Source organism: Prosthecobacter sp., from assembly GCF_044232965.1.
In the GTDB taxonomy this organism is placed as follows: domain Bacteria; phylum Verrucomicrobiota; class Verrucomicrobiia; order Verrucomicrobiales; family Verrucomicrobiaceae; genus Prosthecobacter.
In genome coordinates this window covers 84,804-106,518 of record NZ_JBIIKX010000013.1, presented here as the reverse complement: position 1 = coordinate 106,518, position 21,715 = coordinate 84,804, and the positions used below count along the sequence as shown (strand labels likewise).

The 21,715-nt window shown below is 60.9% G+C and carries 17 protein-coding genes and 1 pseudogene; 15 read left to right on the top strand and 3 right to left on the bottom strand.

Annotation, left to right across the window (positions count from 1 at the left end; all coding sequences use genetic code 11):
• A partial coding sequence (locus ACILSI_RS08190) for a hypothetical protein (protein ID WP_395721373.1) occupies positions 1-344 on the top strand: 344 nt, incomplete at its 5' end.
• Between the two features lie 196 nt (positions 345-540).
• Complete coding sequence (locus ACILSI_RS08185; protein ID WP_395721375.1) at positions 541-759, top strand: hypothetical protein; 219 nt, start codon at positions 541-543, stop codon at positions 757-759.
• A 223-nt stretch (positions 760-982) separates the two neighbouring features.
• Here the strand turns inward: ACILSI_RS08185 and ACILSI_RS08180 are convergent, their stop codons facing one another.
• A complete protein-coding gene (locus ACILSI_RS08180) occupies positions 983-1,567 on the bottom strand; it encodes a helix-turn-helix domain-containing protein (protein ID WP_395721374.1) in 585 nt (194 codons plus the stop codon).
• Between the two features lie 30 nt (positions 1,568-1,597).
• Positions 1,598-1,870, bottom strand: a pseudogene (locus ACILSI_RS08175) (AraC family ligand binding domain-containing protein); the annotation flags it as partial.
• Positions 1,871-2,123: 253 nt separating this feature from the next.
• Between ACILSI_RS08175 and ACILSI_RS08170 the strand changes: the two are divergent.
• The 11 genes from ACILSI_RS08170 (at position 2,124) to ACILSI_RS08120 (ending at position 17,902) form a co-directional block, all read left to right on the top strand.
• Positions 2,124-3,566, top strand: a complete 1,443-nt coding sequence (locus tag ACILSI_RS08170; protein WP_395721372.1) for a hypothetical protein — start codon at positions 2,124-2,126, stop codon at positions 3,564-3,566.
• Positions 3,567-3,736: 170 nt separating this feature from the next.
• On the top strand, positions 3,737-4,471 hold the full coding sequence (locus ACILSI_RS08165; RefSeq protein WP_395721371.1) for a family 16 glycoside hydrolase: 735 nt from the start codon (positions 3,737-3,739) through the stop codon (positions 4,469-4,471).
• Entirely contained in the window at positions 4,468-5,442 is a 975-nt protein-coding gene (locus ACILSI_RS08160; RefSeq protein WP_395721370.1) for a formylglycine-generating enzyme family protein, read from the top strand. The genes ACILSI_RS08165 and ACILSI_RS08160 overlap by 4 nt, the downstream gene beginning before the upstream one ends.
• Positions 5,442-7,892, top strand: coding sequence for a DUF1592 domain-containing protein (locus ACILSI_RS08155; RefSeq protein WP_395721369.1), 2,451 nt, complete (start codon positions 5,442-5,444; stop codon positions 7,890-7,892). Before ACILSI_RS08160 ends, ACILSI_RS08155 begins: the two co-directional genes overlap by 1 nt.
• An 18-nt stretch (positions 7,893-7,910) precedes the next feature.
• A complete protein-coding gene (locus ACILSI_RS08150) occupies positions 7,911-9,191 on the top strand; it encodes a DUF1552 domain-containing protein (protein WP_395721368.1) in 1,281 nt (426 codons plus the stop codon).
• Between the two features lie 100 nt (positions 9,192-9,291).
• Entirely contained in the window at positions 9,292-9,486 is a 195-nt protein-coding gene (locus tag ACILSI_RS08145; RefSeq protein ID WP_395721367.1) for a hypothetical protein, read from the top strand.
• Positions 9,483-11,141 carry an FAD-dependent oxidoreductase gene (locus ACILSI_RS08140; protein WP_395721366.1) on the top strand — a complete coding sequence of 553 codons (1,659 nt, stop codon included), beginning with the start codon at positions 9,483-9,485 and terminating at the stop codon, positions 11,139-11,141. The genes ACILSI_RS08145 and ACILSI_RS08140 overlap by 4 nt, the downstream gene beginning before the upstream one ends.
• Positions 11,142-11,250: 109 nt before the next feature.
• Positions 11,251-13,176 carry an ATP-binding protein gene (locus ACILSI_RS08135; RefSeq protein WP_395721365.1) on the top strand — a complete coding sequence of 642 codons (1,926 nt, stop codon included), beginning with the start codon at positions 11,251-11,253 and terminating at the stop codon, positions 13,174-13,176.
• Between the two features lie 18 nt (positions 13,177-13,194).
• A complete protein-coding gene (locus tag ACILSI_RS08130) occupies positions 13,195-13,836 on the top strand; it encodes a response regulator (RefSeq protein ID WP_395721364.1) in 642 nt (213 codons plus the stop codon).
• Positions 13,837-13,892: 56 nt separating this feature from the next.
• Positions 13,893-16,472: a PSD1 and planctomycete cytochrome C domain-containing protein gene (locus ACILSI_RS08125; RefSeq protein ID WP_395721363.1), complete on the top strand. Its 2,580-nt coding sequence runs from the start codon at positions 13,893-13,895 to the stop codon at positions 16,470-16,472.
• A complete protein-coding gene (locus ACILSI_RS08120; protein WP_395721362.1) occupies positions 16,469-17,902 on the top strand; it encodes a DUF1501 domain-containing protein in 1,434 nt (477 codons plus the stop codon). Before ACILSI_RS08125 ends, ACILSI_RS08120 begins: the two co-directional genes overlap by 4 nt.
• Before the next feature lie 19 nt (positions 17,903-17,921).
• Here ACILSI_RS08120 and ACILSI_RS08115 read toward each other — a convergent pair whose 3' ends face one another.
• Complete coding sequence (locus tag ACILSI_RS08115) at positions 17,922-18,719, bottom strand: IclR family transcriptional regulator (RefSeq protein ID WP_395721361.1); 798 nt, start codon at positions 18,717-18,719, stop codon at positions 17,922-17,924.
• 86 nt (positions 18,720-18,805) lie between these two features.
• Between ACILSI_RS08115 and ACILSI_RS08110 the strand changes: the two genes are divergently transcribed.
• Together ACILSI_RS08110 and ACILSI_RS08105 are read left to right on the top strand one after the other, a co-directional pair.
• Positions 18,806-19,534, top strand: coding sequence for an SDR family oxidoreductase (locus ACILSI_RS08110; RefSeq protein WP_395721360.1), 729 nt, complete (start codon positions 18,806-18,808; stop codon positions 19,532-19,534).
• An 18-nt stretch (positions 19,535-19,552) separates the two neighbouring features.
• Positions 19,553-21,658 carry a hypothetical protein gene (locus ACILSI_RS08105; RefSeq protein WP_395721359.1) on the top strand — a complete coding sequence of 702 codons (2,106 nt, stop codon included), beginning with the start codon at positions 19,553-19,555 and terminating at the stop codon, positions 21,656-21,658.
• The last annotated feature ends 57 nt before the right edge of the window (positions 21,659-21,715 follow it).

The following is a 21,715-nucleotide window of genomic DNA, read 5'->3' as shown; positions in this document are numbered from 1 at the left end:
CGAACAGCATCGTGGCGGCGGATAATGATGTTTTATATCCCAAGGATTCGCCAGAAGCAGCGGAGATGAAAAAGAAGGGTGAGTGGAATCGCAAGTTCTACTACGCGAAGACGGAGAAGATCACCCTGGCGCCCGATGCGTGGCACGATCTCACCGTCGAAGTGCGGGGCAAGGAACTGCGGGTCAGCATCGATGCCCAGCCCGTGCTCCAATACACGACGCTCTCCGGCGATGTGCCCAAGACGAGCATCGGCTTCGGTGTCGGTGGCAATGGCAAGACCGTGCTTGCGACGTGGTATGACGACGTGAGCATCGAGCCACTGGGGACAAAGCGAGAGCAGTGACCATGTCTTTTCCGACATCAACCATGGACCATTGTGCTGCGGAGCCCTCCAAGAGCAAAAAGGGGTTCCACCTGCGTGTATTTTTCGGCCCCATGATGAAACTTCTACTGTGTTTGTTTTCCCTTCTGATGGCATTCGCCCGGCTGGAGGCCGCGGAGGCCGCTGGAAGGAGGATTTTTCCGACGAGGCGGCCTTCATGAAGAACTGGGCCTCCTATGGCTGGCTGGCGGATGGAAAGGTGGTTTCCGGCCCGGAGAACATGCGCCGGTGGTGGCAGATCCACGATGGCGCGCAGCCCGTGGCCGTCCGTTATGCGTGGAAAGACTGGCCCGACTACAGCCTCGCGAATGGCGCGGGTTTGCCTGCCTCACCCTTCCGCACGGATGACTGGCCTGTGCCTGCGGTGACGAAGTAAACCACGATCCCCCGATGAAGCACTTTCTCGCGCTCTCCATGGCCCTGCTGCTCGCGCTGGTGGCAGCTCCCGCTCAGGACAAAGCCGCAAAACCCAGCGAAGGGTCGCCACCTTATCCGCTGCCACCTCCCACCCTGGCGAATGTCCGCTACGGACCGCACGAACGACAGGTCTTGGATTTTTGGCAGACCAAGAAGACGCAGGACCCCGCGAACCAAAGGCGCTATGACTTCGTCAAGCGGGACGCCTTGGCGTCTCGCATCAACCGCCGATACTTCGCAGGCGACTGATCGCAGGTCCGGGCAAACATCTCATAGAACGAGCTGACACTTGCAAAGCCGCTATCGAAGGCGATGTCCAAAATCTTTGCATCGGTGGTGAGCAGGAGGCGTTGAGCGAGAGCGACACGCTGCTGTGTGAGGCAGGCAATGATACTGATGCCACCAATTTCATGGAAGAGGCGCATGGCATAACCGGAATTGAGGCCCACCTCGGCAGCGATTCGCTCCACCGTCCATGGCTCCGCGCATCGTTCGGCGAGGAGCCTCACTATGTTGAGGAAATGGCGTTGCTTGTGACTGACAAGCAGTGCGCCCCCCGCCGATGAACCTGCTTCGCTGTCCCCGGATGCTCGTTCCGCCGCCATTCGCAGCAGCCGGGCGATGACTTCGTGCAACACAATCTGGCTGCCCATCGCGCCATGATTGGCCAGCATCATCACCCAGTGCTTCAGCAGCAGAATGTCAGGGACTTGCGCCTCGCTCTGAGGAGCGGCGTAGATGACCTCGCCCTCCAGCAAACGACGCATGAATTCAGGTGGAATCCCCGCATCTGTCAGGTATGGGAGGGGCACATGCACTACGTGCGCGTGCGTGCCAGCATCGACAGCCACGGGCCCATGAGGTTGCGAGGCCCAAAAGACGAGCAGGCGCCCGGGAGGGATGAGCGTTCGGGTGCGTCCAATGATCGAATCCACACTGCCGTGCTCTGTGACTCCCACTTCAATCTCGTCGTGCCGGTGCAACCGCTGCACCGGCGCTTGAGTCCCGCTGACAAATGAGAAACCGAACTGCTCGGTTTCTGTGCTGCGGAGAAAAATTGGCTCAGTCATGAGGTAAGGATTCTGGAAGTTTTCGCCATTTGCACGGAAGACAAACGGAATTATCCGAGTGAAACTACGCTACTCTATGAAAAACTCCACGCTCACATCATCTCGCTGGGACAAACTCAGTCGCGGACTCTCGTGTCTGTTCCTTCTGTCGGTTGCATCCGTTTTTCTTCCCGGCACTGCCTTGGCACAAGAAGCACCAGCCACCAAGACCGGCTTCGAGCGCCGTGGATTTTATCTCCACGGTTGCTGGGTCATGGAGCACCCCTTTTCGGTGCGGTCCTGGGACCGGCAGGACTTTGCGCAGATGTTCCGCCTGCTGAAGCATCTGGGCTACAACACCGTGATGATCTGGCCCACGCCGGAGACGGCACCCATGCCACTCTCGGCGGAGGACACCGCGACGTTGCGCAGCTATCGCGCCGTGATCGATGATGCCAAGGCGACCGGACTGGAATGCTGGTTCACTTATTGTCCAAACGTCATCTCGAAAGAAGAGGTGCGCGCGTTGCCCTGGAAAGATCGCAGCCTCTATTCTACAACCCACGTTGTCCGATTTGACGACGAAGCAAAAGCCAAGACCTACCTGGAACATCGCCAGTCCATTCTGCAACTGGTTGATAATGCGGATGCCTACGTGGTCATTGACGGAGATCCCGGCGGCTACTTCGGCGCGCCCATCGAGGAGTATCTGCGGATTTTGAAGAGCGACCAGCAAGCCGTGCCGGGCAAGCGGGTGATTCCGTGGTTGTGGAGCGGTTGGGGGCGTAAAACTTCGAAGGGGTTCTGGTCCGCTCCGGTGGCCCCGCCTGTGCGTCTGTCGTTGGAAGCCTTGAAGAAGGAGATGACCGGCGAGTGGGAACTGCTGCCCGGCCGCAGTCATCGCGAAGGCTGGGCCAATGGTCGCATCCCGGTGGCCGAGACGGAACGGGCGGGCCTGATGTCGCGCTCGACCATCATGTGCTACGAAGCCATCGAGTTCGAGCCGACCCCGCCGGCCACGGTGCTTCAGTTTGACATCATCCGTCAGGTCTTGAAGCAGGAAAGCGAACTCTCCAGCACCGCACAAGGCGTCTTTGGCAACTGCCAGAATGCCGTGCTCGTGCTGCCGAACCTCTTCTTCTTTGGCCGCGCCGCCGCTGACCTCAGCTACTTGGACAAACCCGAGGATGAAGTCCTTGCTGATCTCGCACGCCAACTGGGTGACGCTGCCGGCGTGCTGATTCCGGCATGGTCGTGCTTGAAACTCCCGCTCGCCGAACTGCCCGCCGATCTCGCGGCGAGAGTCCTCGCGCTGAGGCTCGATACCGATCTGGCGAAGAGCATCCCCGGCGGCCCAGCACGGTATTTGGAGATCATGGCCGCACAAGTTGATTCGCGGCGGAAACTGCTCGAGGCGGTTGCTGAGAAGCCTGGAAACGAGTCGCAGGCTGCCGAAAGCCTCGCTAACGGCACCGCTGCGCTGCTGCGCTGGTGGCAGGTGCATCGTTATGTCGGCATGGGCCGCCGCGGCGATCCGTTCCAATGGGCGTTCATTCATCCGAGCCAGGTTGCGATTCTCAAGGGCCACGCGAAGGAATGCGCCTCTGTGTGGCCGGATGTCGAGGCAAGGGCCGCGCAGAGGCTGGCGGAAACCGGACTGGTGTCACAGGAGGAAGCCACGAAGCTGTTGCACGGACTGACTGGGAGGAAGCAATGAGACTCCAATTGATGTCCATGCGCTTGCGACGGCACGGAGTTCCGCTGGATGAGGAAGACGAACCAGCAGCCGTGACCATGTGTTTTCCGACATCGACAATGGACAATCAGGCTGCGGAGCGATTCCGGCGCAAACAGAGTTCTGCACCGCGTGTATTTTCCGCCCCAACCATGAAGACTCTGCTGTTCTTGTTTCCTCTGCTGATGGCGGGCGCGCGGCTGCATGCCGCGGACGCCCAGCCCGACCTTTCCCGCTGGAAGGAGGATTTTTCCAACGAGGCGGCCTTCATGAAGAACTGGTCGTCCTATGGATGGCTGCCGGATGGGAAGGTCGCTTCGGGCCCAGAGAACATGCACCGCTGGTGGCAGATTCAGGACGGCGTGCTGCGAGGGCAGACGTTTGGGAAGCTGCATCCATCGGGCTTGCAGCGAAAGATCAGTGGCAAGGATGTGCGGTTGAGCCTGCGTTTCAAGATGGAGGAGGGCGGCATGGCGGCGATTGGGTTCAATGGGCCGAATCCGATCCTGGAGGCGAATTTTCATCTCGCGGGTGTGCACATCCGGCAAAGCAGCATCACAGCCTGGGACGAGGAGAACTTGTATCCAAAGGGTTCATCGGAAGCGGAGGCGCTGAAGAAGGAGAAGAAGATGAACCGCAAGTTCATCGGTGCGGCGAAGGTGGAGAAGATCGCACTTTCTCTCGATGCCTGGCACGCTCTGGTCATCGAGATGCACGGCAAGACGATCATGGCGTTCATCGATGGGAAACAAGTGTTGACCTACGAGACCCATGCGGGCGATGCGCCAAAAGAGACGGTGCAGTTCGCCGTGGGCGGTGGCAGCAAGGACGTGGTGAACGGTTGGTATGACGATGTGAGCTTTGAGCCGCTGGAGGAGAAAAAATGAAGCCGTGGCTCCTGTTGCTTCTCGTCTGCGGAATGGATGCGCACGCCCTCGACAGCGAATGGGTCACGGTGGGTGATGCGGGCAATGCGCCGGACAAGACGGGCTATGGCGCGGTAGCGTATGAGTTTCAGATGGCGAAGTTCGAGGTAACCATCGGGCAGTATGCGGAGTTCTTGAATGCGGTGGCGGCGAATGATCCGCGCGGACTGTGGAATGCGAGCATGGGCAGCGCGCTGTTGACGGATAACAATCAGGGCGGCATTCGCAACGACTTGCCGGTATTTATCAATCGCATGGGTGCGCCGGGAGCGTATCGCTATGAAGTCATCGCGGGTCAGGAGAAGAAGCCGGTGGTGTATGTGAGCTTTCTCGATGCGATGCGTTTTGTGAACTGGCTGCACAATGGCCAGGGCAAGGGCGACACTGAAACCGGCGCGTATGACATCGCGAAGCACGGCGGCCTCGCGCGGCATGAGCCGGGTGCGAAGGTGTGGATCGCGACGGAGAACGAGTGGTATAAGGCGGCGTATTTTCAGCCGCAATCGAAGGGTGGGCCGGTTGGCGATTACTGGCTCTATCCCACGCGCAGCAACGAACAGCCGCAGTTCCGGGCCGAAGGCGCAAGTGAACCGAACTCGGCGAACTACTCGCAGAAGAACGTCGGCAACCTTCCGCCCAGTGCCTACACGCGGATGTATCCGGTGGGAAGTTATCCCGGTTCCGCCAGCTATTACGGCACGTTTGATCAAAGCGGCAATGCGTGGGAATGGAACGAGGCGCTCGTCTTCGATACTCAACGCGGCATGAGAGGTGGCAGTGTGGCGCATACGTTTGAGAAAATGAAGTCGTTCGTGCGCACCAGCTCCAAACCGGCGAAGAAATATCCCGACACGGGGTTTCGTCTCGCGCGAGCTGTCCCGAAAACTGGCGATGCAGCCAGCGTCCAACCTACCACCCCGAAGCAGCCGTGATGAAGAGTGCCTTAAACATCACCACTTTGTTTTGCGCGGTTGTGCTCGCTTCCGCATCAGCCGCTGAACTCGGCGGTAAACTGGAGCCGATGTTCGACCAGCACTGCTACGATTGCCACGATGCAGACTCAAAGAAAGGCGGGCTCGATTTGGCGGCGCTGAAATGGAAGCCCGATGACGTGGAGAACCTCCTGCAATGGACCAAGGTCTTCGACAAGGTGGAGCGCGGCGAGATGCCACCGAAGAAGAAGAATCGTCCGCCATCGGAAGTGAGCAGCAGCTTTTTGAAGACGTTGCATGATGAGCTGCATACTTTCAGCCGACACAAGCAGGAGTCGGATGGCCGCGTGGTTTACCGGCGGCTGAATCGCACCGAGTATGTGAACACAGTTCACGATCTGCTCGGCATCGACACGCCTCTGCGTGACTTGTTGCCAGAAGACGGCACGGCAGGCGGCTTCGACAACATCGGTGCGGCGCTGAATCTCTCTGCGGTGCATCTGGAGCGTTACTTGCAGGCGGCGGACCTCGCGTTGAAGGAAGCGACGATCACCACGCCGAAGCCCGAGACAAAAAAGATCCGCACCGACTACAACGAAACCTGGCACGACTGGAATGCGCCGGGCTTTCAGAACAGCCAGTGGACGCATTCGCCCGAGGGGTTTCTCGCCATCCGCTGGAATGGCGGCAACGGCCCGCATGGCGCTTTGGGAGCGTGGTCACCTCCTGTGCCAGACGCCCGCTATCGCTTCCGCATCCGCGCACGGGCGATGATTGACAAAGAGGGACCGAACGCGAATGCGAATGACAAGAAGCGCCCTGATCGCCACATCGTGCTCAAGGTCGCGCTTGCCGTGTGGCCCTACAATGGGCTGACCTCTGAGAACACCTACGTGGAGATGAGTCCCACGGAGTTTCGCGAGTTCGAATACGAAGCGCGCGTGCCGCAAGGCAAGACGCTTTGGCTTTCGCCCTATCGCATCGTGCCTGAGACGCCGGACGAACGCTCGATGGTCGGCGGCATCTGCGCGGTCGTCGAGTGGGTGGAAATCGAGGGCCCGCTGCTTGAGCAATGGCCGCCGCGTGGTCATCAACTGCTCTACGGCAACCTGCCGCTGCAGCCTGCGAACGCAAAGGTGGCTACCAAGGACCTGCGCGTTGTTTCATCGCAACCCGAAGCCGATGCCCGCCGCTTGCTCGCTGGATTCCTACCGAAAGTATTCCGTCGCCCAGTGACCGATGAAGAAGTGATCGAGCATCTCGCGCTTGTGAAGGAGCAGATGCAAAAAGGCCGTCGTTTTGATGAAGCCTTGCGCGCTGCCTACAAGATGGCGCTCTGCTCGCCGAAGTTTCTCTTCCTCCAGGAAAAGCCCGGCCCGCTCGATGACCACGCGCTCGCCTCACGGCTCAGCTACGGCCTGTGGAGCACCGCGCCGGATGATGAACTCCACGCACTCGCCGCGCAGAAGAAGCTGCATGAACCCGCGACCTTGCGCGCGCAGACTGAGCGCATGCTCGCTTCACCGAGAGCGAAGCACTTCACGCAAAACTTCCTCGGAAGCTGGCTCAATCTCCGCGACATCGATTTCACCCAGCCCGACACGAAGCTCTACCCCGAGTTTGAGCAATACCTTCAGCAGTCCATGGTCAGTGAGACCGAGCGCTTCTTCAACGAGTTGCTCAGCCGCAACCTCAGCGTGCGCAACATCGTGCACAGCGACTTCGCGATGCTCAACGAACGCCTCGCCGAGCACTACGGCATCGCCGGAGTGAAAGGTGAGCAAATTCGCAAAGTGAGCCTCACTCCCAGTTCACGGCGCGGTGGTTTCATCACGCAAGGTGCGGTGTTGAAAGTCTCCGCCAACGGCACCAGCACCTCGCCCGTGGTGCGCGGCGCTTACGTGCTCGACCGCATCCTCGGCACGCCACCCGACCCGCCGCCGAAGAACGTGCCCGCCATCGAGCCAGACATTCGCGGTGCCACCACCATCCGCGAGCAACTCGACAAGCATCGCAATCAACAAGCGTGCGCCACTTGTCACGCGAAGCTCGATCCGCCGGGCTTCGCGCTGGAGAACTTCGATGTCACCGGCCGCTGGCGCACCAACTATCGCGCCATTCCCGACAGCGCGAAGGACAAAGTCGTGAGCGTCCCCGGCACCGACGTTCGCTTTTATACCCAGGGACGTCCTGTGGACCCGAGCTTCATCATGGCTGATGGCCGCCCGTTCAAAGACGTGGATGAGTTCAAGCAACTCATCCTCGCGCAGCCCGAGCAACTCGCCCACTGCGTCACCGAAAAACTCATCACTCACTTCACCGGTGCTCAGTTGCAGTTCGCCGACCGCGAAGTCGTCGAAGCCATCATACACCGCGCCGCATCCAGCGACCACGGCCTGCGCACACTCGTGCATGAGGTCATCCAAAGCCGTGTCTTCACTCACAAGTAAATCAACCGAACGTCCCTCATGAAAAACGTCACCTTCACCACACAGCGCTCCATCTCCCGTCGGGCGATGCTCAAGGGCGCTGGCATCACGCTCGCGCTCCCTTGGCTCGATGCCATGTCGGCTGCGTTTGCGGCGGATCCGAAGCCGCCGATGCGCTTCATCGGGCTCCTGAATTACTTCAGTTTCCACGCGCCTAACTTGTTTCCGAAAGAAGCGGGAGCCGACTACATCGCAACGCCCTACCTCGAAGGATTGCAGCCGCACCGAAAGGAATTCAGCATCATCTCCGGCCTCAATCATCCCGAGGTGCGTGACGGTCATGCGTCGGACAAATCCTTTTTCACCGGTGCGCCGCATCCGGGTTCGCCTTCATTCAAAAACACCGTCTCGCTCGATCAACTCGCCGCCGACAAAATCGGTCGCGACACGCGCCATGCCTCGCTGAATTTTTCCACGAGTGGAGCCTACAGTTGCAGCTACACGCGCAGCGGCGTGGCCATTCCCCCGGAAACGAGCGCCGCCCGTGCGTTCGCCACACTTTTCATCGATGGCACGCCTGCGGAAGTCGCGGAGGAAGTGGCACGCGTGCAGGAGGGACAGTCGATCCTCGACCGCGTGGCCGGTGAAGCCAAGCGTTTGCAGCGCGATGTGAGCGCTGGCGACCGCGACAAGCTGGACCAATACTTCACCAGCGTGCGTGAGCTGGAGCAGCGCATGGTGCGCTCGGAAAACTTCGCCCGGCAGCCCAAGCCGAAGCCCGGTGTGCCCATCATCAAGGATCCCGGCCCCGGCGAGGATACCACGCGCTTCGGTCTCATGCTCGAAGTGGCCCGCCTCGCCGTGCAGACCGATCTCACGCGCATCGTCACGCTCTACTACGTCGGCACCAGCAAGACACCGTCGAAGCCCGGCACCAGCTTTGCCTATCACGACCTCAGCCACCACGGGCAGGACAAGGGCAAGCTCTCCCAGCTCGCCATCCTGGAGCGGGACCTGCTGCTGGAGTGGGGGAAATTCATCGGGCGCATGAAGGAGGCACGCGATGGCGGCTCACGCCTGCTCGATAACACCATGAGCGTTTTCGGCGCGGGCATGGGCAACGCCTCGAGCCACGAATCCACCAATCTGCCGGTGCTGCTCACGGGCGGACGCTTCAAGCATGGCCAGCACATCGCCCATGACCCGAAAAACCCGCCGCCGCTGTGCAACCTGTGGGTGCAGATGCTGCAGGAGATGGGCGTGGAGACCGGCAAGTTTGGCACCAGCAACGCGGAAACCCTTAACGGCCTCAGCGTGTGATTTTCATACTATGAAACCACACCCTTGCTCAGCCTGGATGAGGTGGTGACCGAACAATAAACCAAATGCACTGCGCCATTTGGCGAAACCGATGAATCCCATGAACCCAAAACAAGAAACTCAACTCACCCGCCGCGAAGCGCTGCTCAATGCCCTCAAAGGCACCGTCGCTGCCGCCGTGGCCACACCGATCATTGTTCAAGCTGCGTCGAAAACTTCGGCTGAAACCGCAGCCACCTTTGTCCCAGAGAACGATTATCCCTTCTTCGGCTACGAACCTGATTCACTCGCATGAAGCTCTTGCTCGCTATCCTTCTTGCCTTCACCACCATGCTCGCGGCGGAGCAGGCGGATGTCGTCGTGGTCGCGGCCAATCCAGCCGGAGTCGCCTCAGCCGTGGCGGCGGCGAAAAGTGGCGCGAAGGTCATCGTACTCGAAGAATCGGCGCACGTCGGTGGCATTGTGGCAGGCGGTTTGACGAACACCGACATCCGCAAGCACGGCGCGGTGGGCGGACTCTACAACGAGTTCAAACGCCGCATCGTGGAGCATTACACCACAACTTACGGCGCGGACTCGAAGCAGGTGAAGGTGTGCAAGGGCGGCAACATGTTCGAGCCGCACATCGCGGAGAAAGTGTTCCGCGACATGCTCGCGGCGGAGAAAAACATCACGCTGCTTCAGCGGCATCGCGTCATCTCGGCGCGTGTCATCGGCAGCGATGGCACGGAAAAAGTCGCCACACCGGGCAAACGCATCGACGGAGCCGCGCCGAAGGACTTTGGACCGACGGTGAAACTCGTCAGCATCACGGCGGAGGATTTGAGCAAGCCCGGCACGCAGACCGAGTTCCGCGCAGCGACCTTCATCGATTGCACTTATGAGGGCGACGTCGCCGCGTTGGCGGGCGTGCCCTATCGCGTCGGTCGCGAGAGCCGGGCGACCTTTGGCGAGCCTCATGCCGGGCACATCTACGTTCGCTTCAAAGACTACAATCCGCTGCCCGGCTCTACCGGCGAAGCCGACGATGGCATCCAGGCCTTTTGCTTCCGCTTTCACCTCACGAAGGACAAAGCGAACTCCGTGCCGGTCGAAAAACCCGCTGCCTTCAATCGCGACGACTACCGACACGTCCTCGCGCAAATCGCCGAGGGCAAAATCACGCGCTTCAATCAAGTCATCCAGCTCTACGAGATGCCGAACGGGAAGTTCGAGGTGAACAGCGACCATCCGCATCAGGACACCGGCGTGCCTGCCGAGTCGCTCGATCTGGCCGAGGAAAACTGGCGCTGGCCCGAAGCCGGTCCCGCCGAGCGCGAGCGCATCTTTGCCCGCTACTGGAGTCACAACGAGGGGCTCGTCTGGTTGCTGCAAAACGATCCCGCCGTGCCCCAGGCCATCCGCGACGAAGCCAGCCAGTGGGGCTTTCCGAAGGATGAGTTCACCGACCATCGCCACCGCCCGCATCACATCTATGTGCGCCAAGGTCGTCGCATCTGGGGCGAATACACGCTGACGCAGAACGACGCCAAACCCATCTTCGACACCGGACTGCCTGCCCGTTTTGCCGATGGCATTGCGGTGACGGAGTTCGAGTTCGACTCGCACGCCGTGCGCAAATACGACCCCGCGTATCCGCTGCTGCGTCCAGGCTACTTCTTCATCTCGCACGATCCTTTCCAGCTCCCGTATCGCATCCTGGTGCCGAAGTGTGTCGATGGCCTGCTCGTCCCCGTGGCATGTTCCGCGAGCCACGTCGGCTATCAAACCCTGCGCATGGAACCCGTCTTCATGGCCTTGGGTGAAGCCAGCGGCATCGCGGCGATCCATGCGCAAAACTCAGGCAGCAGCGTTCGCGGCGTCGATGTGAAGTCCGTGCAGCGCGAAATCGTGAAACGCGGCGGTGTCATCCTCTACGAAAACACGGCCATCACACCGCCAGGGCTGTGACTCAGTCCCCGGTAGCCTAACGCGTTTTCGTAAAGTGGGGCGATTTCTCGCCGTGGCGGCGGAGGGGATGCGGTGCATCGTGCGGGGATTGAAACGGTTGTTCTCAGTGTTGCTCAGCCTGCTCCTCCTCGCTCCAGGCGCGGAGGCAGCGTGGTTGGATGCGTTCAGCGGTGATTTGAAGGAGGCGAGAGCGGAGTTGTTGAGGGCGGAGAAGGCGCTGGAGTCGCTTGGGCAGCCGATGATCGGAAACACGGTGCCGGAGTTTGGCATCCAGCATCGCATGATGGAGGAGCCGCCGCCGGAGTCGCCGTTTGTGCAGGTGGACCTCGGTGAGATACGACGTTTTGACACGGTGGTGCTGATCCCTGCGGTGGTGGATTTTCAGGGCGTGACGCAGTCGCCGTATGCGTTCCCGGTGCGGTTTCGGCTGGATGCTTCGGATGATGCGCAGTTTTCGACGTTCACGCCGCTGCTGGTGCGCACGGAGGTGGATCATGTCCAGTCGAGCGTGGCGCCGGTGGTGGCGCATGTGCCGGAAACGCGGGCGCGTTATCTGCGGCTCACGGTGACAAAGCTGGCGCAGGTGGAGGGTCGATGGACCTTCGCGCTCGCTGAGATGATGGTGATGGCTGGCAAGCTCAACATCGTGCTCGGGGCCAAGGTGCAGCATCAGGGTGGCACGGGGCTGCCGCCGCGCTGGATGAATCATCACCTCACAGATGGCCGCACGCCGCTGGGGCCGCCGATTGATCGCAGCTCGGTGCCGGCGTTTGATGCGTTGTTTGCGAGCCTTCAGTCGGATCTGCCGCATCCCTGGATGAGCGTGGATCTGGGCCGCGAGATGCCGCTTGATGAGGTGCGGCTGCATCCGCTGCATGCTCGACAAGGCGCGGACGTGCCGGGCTTTTCGTTTCCGTCGCGTTTTCGTGTCGAGTTGGCGAAAAACAGTGATTTCAGTGATGCGGTGGCGGTTTTCGAGAATCCCGAAATCGACTTCCCGAATCCCGGCAACAACGTCGTGACGATTCCTGCCGGAGGTCGCACAGCGAGGCATGTGCGCGTGGTGATGCTGGCACCGCAACGGCCCACGTTAACATCGTTCGCCGTGTCTGAGCTGGAGTTGTTTGCCGGCGGTGAAAAGGTGTCGCGAGGTGCGAAGGTGACCACCTCGGGCGATCCGGCGCGTGATCCGCCGCGTCCGCTTGAGCTGCTGACGGATGATCACACAAGCTACGGCCGCCTGATGGATTTGCCGCTGTGGTTGGAGCAATGGGAGGAGCGCCGTCGGCTGGAGGAACAGGTGGCGGGGCTCGCGGCGAAGATCCCGATGCTCACGACGATGGCGCAGACGCGAGCGGTGTGGACACTGGGACTTGCGGTGATCAGCGTCATCGGCGCAGCGGCCCTCCTTTTCTGGCGCTCGCATCGCCGTGCGGTGCGGGCGCAGGAGCAGTTTCGTGCTCAACTGGCCCGCGACATGCACGACGAGATCGGCAGCAACCTCGCGGGTATCGCCGTCATCAGCGAAACCTCCTCGCTGCAAGGTGATGCGACGGCGGAGGACTGGCAGGAGATCAATCGCATCGCGCACGAAACGACCGATGCGATGCGCGAGGTGCTGTGGCTTGTCGGTGCACGACAAGAGTCCGGCATTGATCTCATGGAGCACTTGCAACGCGTGGCGAAACGTCTGCTGCCGAACCATGGCGTGACCTGGAAAGCCACCGCTAACGATCTGCCCGCCGCATGGCCAGTGGAGTCGAGACGTCATGTGTTTCTGTTTTTCAAGGAAGCGCTCACCAACATCCTGCGTCACGCGAAGGCCACGCATGTCGAGCTTTCCGCGCAAATCATGGCCTCTGACTTCGAACTCGTCATTCGCGACAACGGACGCGGCTTTGATCCGGCTGCTGCATATTCAGGCATGGGCCTGAACAGCCTCCGCGAGCGTGCGAAGCAGCTAGGCGGCACCTTCACTCTCTCTTCATCCAATCAAGGCACCACACTCACGCTGCGAGTGCCGCTTGCATCTTGAGTTCGTCATTCCCCTATTATGCCTCATATCTGGATCATCGAAGATAACGCCGCCTTTCGCCGGGGCACGGAACGTGCGCTCACGATGAAGCCGCACCAGCATGACGTGCGTGCCTTTGCGAACTGTGAGGACGCGATCTCGGCTCTGGATGCGGAGGAGGCACCGCAGGTGATCCTGCTCGATGTCGGCCTGCCGGGCATGGATGGGATCGAAGGCATCGCCCATCTGAAAAGCCGCGCCCCAGCCACCAGCATTCTCATTCTCACGGTGTTCGAAGACGATGATAAAATCTTCCGCGCCATCTGCGCCGGAGCCTCGGGCTACTTGTTGAAATCGGAGCCCATGGCCCAAGTCATCACCGCCATCGATCAAGCCATCGCCGGAGGCTCGCCGATGAATCCACGCATCGCCACGCGCGTGCTCGCCATGTTTACCAAGCTCGCACCCGCCAAGAAGGACTACGGCCTCGATGAGCGTGAGCAGTCCGTCCTCAAATGCATGGTCGCCGGAATGCCCCGCAAACAAATCGCCGACGCCACCGGCCTGAATCCGCATACTGCCGACTACGTCACCCGCAGCATCTACCGCAAGCTCCATGTCAATTGCGCTACTGCCGCCGTGTCGAAGGCCGTGGCGGAGAGATTGGTGGGGAAAGCGTGAGCTTACGAACCCTCGTAACTGAGAAGGGTGAATGAGCGGCGTAGTATTCAGCGCTCATGAAGTTCGCCCTCACTCTGCTCACCCTCAGTCCCCTCGCCGCGATGGCCGCAGAGGTGTCGTTCAATCGCGACATCCGGCCACTGCTGTCGGACAATTGTTACTACTGCCATGGCTTTGATGAAAAGCATCGCGAGGCGGGGCTGCGGCTGGATTTGCGGGAGTCGGCGCTAAAGGACAACGATGGCGTGCGGGCCATTGTGCCGGGCGATCCGAGCAAGTCGGAGCTGTGGCTGCGCGTCATCAGCGCGGATGAAGACGAGGTGATGCCGCCGCCGAAGGCGCACAAGAAGCCCTTCACCAGTGAGCAGCGGGAACTGATCAAACGCTGGATCGAGCAAGGCGCGAAGTATGAAGCGCATTGGGCGTTCGTGCCGCCAAGGAAAGTGGCTGCGGCTTCAGCCGCATCTGGGACAGAAGATTCGGCTAAAGCCGAAGCCACTTTGTCTGCCATTGACCACTTCATTGAGCAGCGATTGAAGGCGGAAGGTCTCGCCTTTTCGTCCCAGGCAGAGGCAGGATTGCTGCTGCGTCGACTGACGTTCGACCTGACCGGCATGCCGCCGACGATTGCGGAGTTGGATGCGTTTGAGAAAACAGCGGCAAAGGATTTTGAGCAGGCCTATGCGGCTGCCATTGCTCGCCTGCTGAAGTCACCGCGCTATGGCGAACGCATGGCGATGGATTGGCTCGATGCGGCACGCTACGCGGACACGAACGGCTACCAGATGGACTCCATCCGCATGAACTGGCCGTGGCGCGACTGGGTGGTGAGGGCGTTTAATGACAACATGCGCTTTGATCGCTTCACCATCGAGCAGCTCGCTGGTGACATGCTGGAGAAGCCCACGCAGGACCAACTCGTGGCCACCGCGTTCAATCGCAATCACATGCTCAATGCGGAGGGCGGGACCATCGCGGAGGAGAATCGCACGAAGACCGTGTTTGATCGCGTGGAGACCACCAGCGCCGTCTGGCTGGGCCTGACGATGGGCTGCAGCCAGTGCCACGATCACAAGTTCGACCCGATCACGCAGAAGGACTACTATTCGATGTTCGCGCTGTTCAACCAGCTCGTGGAGACCGGCGGTGTGGACAAGCGCTTTGGCAAAAAGAGCTACAGCAACATGTATGACAGCCTTTACGCGATGGAGTCACCGTATCTGATGCTCGCCACTCCGGAGCAGGAGGCTCAAATGAAGTCCGCGCAATCGAAACGGGACAGCGCGGAGAAGGCTCTGATGGTTAGGAACAAGGAGTTCAAAGCGCCGTTCGAAACATGGGTGAAGGAGGTGCGTGCGGATGGCGAACTTTTATTGAAGCGGATTGAGGAAGACGGCCTGCGCCGGATCGCAGGCACGATCAAGTTGGAGTCGCTAAACTACGAGAAGCTAACGAACAAAACGGAGCGAGCGCTGGTGGAGCTGTTTCTGCGCGGTGATGCGCGGTGGTCGGTGCCGATGAAGACCATTGATGAACTGCGTGCCGAGGAAGACAGGATTCAGCAACAGATCCCACACGTCATGGTGATGCGGGATGAAAAGAAGCGCGAGACGCACATCTTGAAGCGCGGCAACTACGAGACTCCCGGCGACATCGTGCCGCCTGCCGTGCCTGCTTCCTTGCCACCTCTGCCTGTGGGCACCAAGGCTGACCGCATGGCCTTGGCGAAGTGGCTCGTATCGCCCCAGCATCCGCTGATGTCGCGCGTGGTGATCAATCGTCTGTGGCAGCAGTTCTTTGGTCGCGGCATCGTGAAGACGCCCGATGACTTCGGGCTGCAAGGCGCGCTGCCATCGCATCCCGAACTGCTCGACTGGCTGGCCGTGGAGTTTCGCGACAGCGGCTGGGATGTGCAGCACATGATACGACTCATCGTGCAATCCAAGACCTACCGCCAGAGTGCGGTCGTGACGCCAGCCTTGCTTGCGAAGGACCCCGAGAACATTTTGCTCGCACGCGGCCCGCGTCACCGGCTTGACTCGCGCTTCCTGCGTGATCAAGCACTCGCCCTATCCGGCTTGCTCGTGGAGAAGCGCGGCGGACCCGCAGTCATGCCGTATCAACCGCCCGGCATCTGGGAGGAGATGAGCTTTGGCAAGAATCGCTACTTCCAGGGCACGGGCGAGGACTTGTATCGGCGCAGCCTCTACACCTTCTGGAGACGCAGCGTGGCTCCGGCGAGCTTCTTCGATGTGCCTGCGCGACAAAGCTGTGCCGTCAAACCTCAGCGCACCAGCACGCCGCTCCATGCCCTCACCACCCTCAATGATGTCACTTATGTGGAAGCCGCCCGCGTGTGGGCCGAGAAGCTCGCCGTGTTGTCAGATGACGATGCGCGACTGAAGACAGCCTTCCGCAATGCCACTGGCCATCATCTCGATGCGCCGGGCATGACCACTCTCAAGCAAACACTGACCAAAGCCCGCACCCACTACCAAGCCCAGCCCAAGGATGCCGAGCAACTCATCGCCACCGGCGAATCAAAACGACTCGGCAAACTCCCACCCGCTGAACACGCAGCCTGGACCACGGTTTGCCTCATGATCCTGAACCTCGACGAGACGCTGAACCCATGAACCCTCTCCATCAACACGCCCTCAATCTCACCCGTCGTCGCTTCCTTGGCACCACGGCACTCACACTCGGCACACCTGCTTTGCAGTCGCTGATGGCAGCGGAGAAGGGGTTGCCATCGCTGCCTCATTTTGCACCCAAAGCGAAGCGCGTGATCTACATGATGCAAACCGGCGGCCCGTCGCATGTGGACCTCTTTGATGACAAGCCTGAGCTGCAGAAGCGCCGCAATCAAAACATCCCCGAGAGCGTGCTCGGTGGTCTCAGGCTCACTACGATGACGGCGAACCAGAAGAGCAAGCCCTGCCTGCCAGCAGCGTTTGGCGGCAAGGAGCGCGGCCAATGCGGCATGTGGATCAGCGATCTGCTGCCACACACGGCTAGCATCGTCGATGACTGCTCATTCATCCGCTCCATGCATGGCGAGCAGATCAATCACGCTCCCGCCGTGACGCATCTGCTCACCGGTCACAACCTGCCGGGCCGTCCGAGCCTCGGTGCGTGGCTCAGCTACGGCCTCGGTTCCAACTCGGACAATTTGCCTTCGTTTGTCGTCATGACCTCGCGTGATCAAGAGGCCTCGTGCGGCCAGTTCTTCTATGATTACTACTGGGGTGCAGGCTTTCTGCCAGGGCAGTATCAAGGCGTGCCGTTTCGAGGCGCAGGCGATCCGGTGCTCTTCCTCAGCAATCCTGATGGCATTAACCGCGACCTGCGCCGCACCATGCTCGATGGCCTCGCCGAGATGAACCACCACGCTCACGAGCGGCTCGGCGATCCCGAAATCACCACGCGCATCGCTCAATACGAAATGGCCTTCAAGATGCAGGCCAGTGTGCCCGAACTCACCGATCTGAGCGACGAACCGCAGAGCGTGCTCGAACTCTATGGCCCCGATGTGAAACGCAAAGGCAGCTATGCCTACAACTGCCTCATGGCCCGCCGTCTCGCCGAGCGCGGCGTGCGCTATGTGCAGCTCATGCACGCCGGCTGGGACCAGCACGGCAACCTGCCCACGCAACTCCCCATCCAGTGCAAGGACACCGATCAACCCAGCGCTGCCCTTGTGAAGGATCTCAAAAATCGCGGTCTGCTCGATGACACACTCGTCATCTGGGGCGGCGAGTTCGGCCGCACGCCCTTCGTTCAGGGCGACATCAACAATCCCAAGGCCCACGGCCGCGATCATCATCCACGCGCCTTCACCATGTGGCTCGCCGGTGGTGGTGTGAAGCGCGGGTGCATCTACGGCAGCAGCGACGACTTCGCCTACCACGTCGCTGAGAACCCCGTGCATGTCCACGACCTGCAAGCCACCCTCCTCCACCTCTGCGGCATCCAGCACGAACGCTTCACCTACCGCCACCAAGGCCTCGACTTCCGCCTCACCGGCGTGGAGCCCAGCAAGGTGGTGAAGGGGATTCTGGCATGAGATTTGAGAGCTATCTCCCTCACGCCTGATACCCGAGCTGCCGCGAAAGCTGATCCGCGAACTGCTTCACTTTCTGGCCCAGCTTGTCCAAACTGCCCGGCGTGACGCGATCCGAGGGGCCGCTGATCCAGATGGAGGCGACGGGATGGCTGCGATGATCAAAGACAGGTGCGGCGACGCAGGCGAAGGTCTCGCTCTCTTCGCCGCGGTCGAGGGCGTAGCCGTTTTGGCGGGCTTGCTTCAGTTCAGCGAGGAAGGCGGTGGCGCTGGTGATGGTGTGGCGCGTGTGTTTGGGGAACTTCATCTGCTGCACGAAGTTTTTTTGGGCCTCGGGGCTCCAGTGGGCGAGCATGGCCTTTGCGGGTGCGGCGGTGTGCAGGGTGAAGGCGTGACCGATCTCGACGACGACCTTCACCGGATGCGAGGACGCGACTTGATCGAGCACGACGCCGTGATTGCCAGCGAGGGTGCCGAGCAGCGCGGTTTCGCCGGTGGCATCGCGCAAGGCGGTGAGGATGGGTGCGGCGGCCTGGATGAGTCGCTCGCCGCCCACGGCGGCATGACCGAGGCTGAGGAGCTTGCGGCTGGCGCGGTAGGCCTTCGTGCCTTCATCGCGTTCGGCATAGCCACGGAGCGTGAGTGTGGTGGCAATGCGAAAGACGGAGTTCTTCGGCATCGCAAGCGCCTCGGTCATCGTGGTGAGCGTCAGGCCCTCCGGATGCCGCGAAAGCAGTTCCAGCAGGTCCAGGGTGCGGTCGAGGATGGGCACCTTGTAGCGGCTGAGAGGGTTGGCGGCGGTTTTTCGCGCTTTGGGCATGTGTTTGATATACGGAACAAGATTTGCCATTGCAAACGCGTAGTTCGTGACCTTCAATCGGTTCTCCATTTCAACGCACAGCCCAAATGACAAACCTAAGCTCCTCCACTGTCATCGTCACCGGCGGCTCGCGCGGCTACGGCGCGGGCATCGCGGAGGCCTTTGCGAAGGCTGGGGCGCGTGTGTGGATCACAGGACGAAACGAGGTCAGGCTGCGAGAGACCGCCAACCGCATCGGGGCGACGCCTTTCGTGGCCGATGTGGCGGACGGAGCCGCTTGGGATCGCTTGATGGCGGAGGTGATCGCCCAAACCGGTCGGCTCGATGTCTTGATCAACAACGCAGGCGAGGGTGTCAAGATTGGCCCGGCCAGCGAGCAGACGGATGAGGCCATCACCCAAAGCATCGCCAGCAATCTCACGGGGGCGATGCTTGGCTGCCGTCGCGCTGCCGCGATCATGCAAAAGCAGGGCAGCGGCCTCATCGTGAACATCGGCAGCGCCTGCTCCACGCATGCGTGGCCGGGTTGGAGCGTGTATTCGGCCGCGAAGGCCGGTTTACTCATGTTCACGCGATGCCTGCTCACCGAGTTGCGACCTCACGGCGTGCGCGTGACCTCCGTTTTGCCTTCCTGGGGTCAAACCGAATTCACCGAGGCCGCGAACCTTCCGCCACGCGATCCCGCTGTGCTCGCGCAATGCATCTCGCCTGCCGATCTCGGCCAGCTCCTCGTTCAAACCGCCCAACTGCCCGCGCATCTCGTCGCCGAGGAGATCAAGCTCTGGCCGATGGTGCAACCGATGGCTCAACTTTAACACCCAACCCTGCCAACCATGCGTTTTCTCTTCCTCCTCGCCCTCGCGCCGCTGCTTCATGCTGCGCAGCATTCGATCAAGCCTGGTGACAACCCGCAAGCCGTCATGGATCGCGCGGCACCTGGCGACAAAATGGTCTTTCTGCCCGGCTTGCACCAGCACGGCCTCACGAAGCACCGCTCCATCCTTTATGTGGACAAAGCGATCCACATTGAGCTGAGCGAAGGGGCCACGCTGAAGCTCGCGGACGACACGACGAAGCTAGAAGCCGAGCCCGAGATCACCACCGATCAGGACGCGGGCAAGAAACTCGACGATTTGGAAATGGGCGGTAGCTTTGACCTCATCAAGCCGTGCATCTTCACCCTCAAGATCGACTCCGAAGGCAGCGACGGCGGTGCGGACACCTTTGCTTGGGGCGTTTTTGAAAGCGCCGACAATCCACAAGGCACCGCCAAGCTGCCGCCGTCCTCCAGCAAGTTCGCCGAGACGCCGCATCAGCGCGTGCCGATCACGGGCGAGTGGCAGACGCTCGCGCATGGCGTGCAGGTCCGCTTTGGCAACAAGACCGGGCACAACAAAGGAAGCACTTGGTTTAGCACCTACGATGGACCCGTCGCCTATGGCATCCGGGTCGGTCATGGCCGCCAGCCGGACACCATTGAAAACGTCCGCATCACGGGCAAAGGCACCATCGACATGAATGCCACGCACAACGTGCAGCCCGGCTTTCTCGTGAAGGACATCAACGCCTGCGTGCTCGTCCATGGCCGCGTGCGAGGCGTGCTCGTGGAGGGCATCACCATGATGGACACGAACCGCTCCGTGATGTGCTACGGCGAACATACCGGGAAGTTCCTGCCAGGCGGCAAAACTGGCCCCGGCGAGTCCTTTGACGCCGAAGACATCACCATCCAGCGCACCCGCACGATCAATCCGAATGGTTCAGGCTATCTGCTCGGCCATCCGTCGTTTCGCGGTCACCTGCGCAACGTGAAGTGCAACTACAACTACATGGAGACGGGCGTCACCAGCATCGAGCCGAACTTCAATCTCGATGGCTACGAGGTCATCGGCAATGTCATCAAGAGCGGTGGCAGCGCGATTCATTGCTGGCGTTGCTCGCGCAATGGCTTCGTCATGGACAACATCCGCATCGACGATGTTACCGGCCAACATGTGGTGCATCTCGGTGCCCCGCGCGGGTGGGAGAGCCCCGAGCCGCCCTTGCAACGGAACAACCGCAACCTCCTCAGCGATCCCGTGACAGTCGCCGCGGCGCACGTCACGCCCTTTGGCCGTCGCATGCTCGTCAGTGATTACGGCGGCAACAAAGTCGCCATCATCGCTGCGGATGGTCGCGTGGAGTGGGAGCATCCCGCCGAGAAACCGCAGGACGTGTGGATGCTGGCGAATGGCAACGTGCTCTTCAGCCACCTGCGCGGCGCTCGCGAAGTCACGCTCGACCATAAGGTCATTTGGAGCTACCGCGCCCCCGAGAAGACCGAAGTCCACGGCTGCCAGCCCTTGCCGGATGGCAATGTCATGGTCGTCGAGGGCGGCACGAGGCGACTCATCGAAGTCGGTCGCGATGGCCAGATCGTCCGTGAGATCGCCGTGCCAGTGAAGACCAAGAACACGCATGATCAAATGCGCGGCTGCCGTCGCACGAAAGATGGGCGCTATCTCATCAGCGCCAAAGGCGACCGCGCCATCCTCGAACTCAGCGCCGAAGGCAAACTCCTCCGCTCGATCCAAACGCCCGGCGATCCTCACGAAGTCCGCGAACTGCCCAACGGCCACCTCCTCATCGCCTGCGGCGAAGGCGAGGCATTGCTCGAACTCGACCGCGAAGGCAAAACCGTGTGGAAGCTCGGCACGCAGGATGTGCCGAACAACCCGCTGCGCCTCATCAGCGGCTTCCAGCGCCTGCCCGACGGCGACACCCTTGTCATCAACTGGCTCGGCCACGGCTACCTCGCCACCACCGCCCAGTTCTTCGAGCTCGACGAGCAAAAGCGCATCGTCCGCCAGTTCACCGACCACGCCCGCTTTGTGAGCATCAACAAAGTCCAGCTCCTCGACGTGCCCGGCGATCCCGCGAAGGATGAAGTCTGGCGTTGAGAGAGTGGCTGCGGCTTTAGCCGAAGTGATGCCATGAATGCGGCTAAAGCCGCAGCC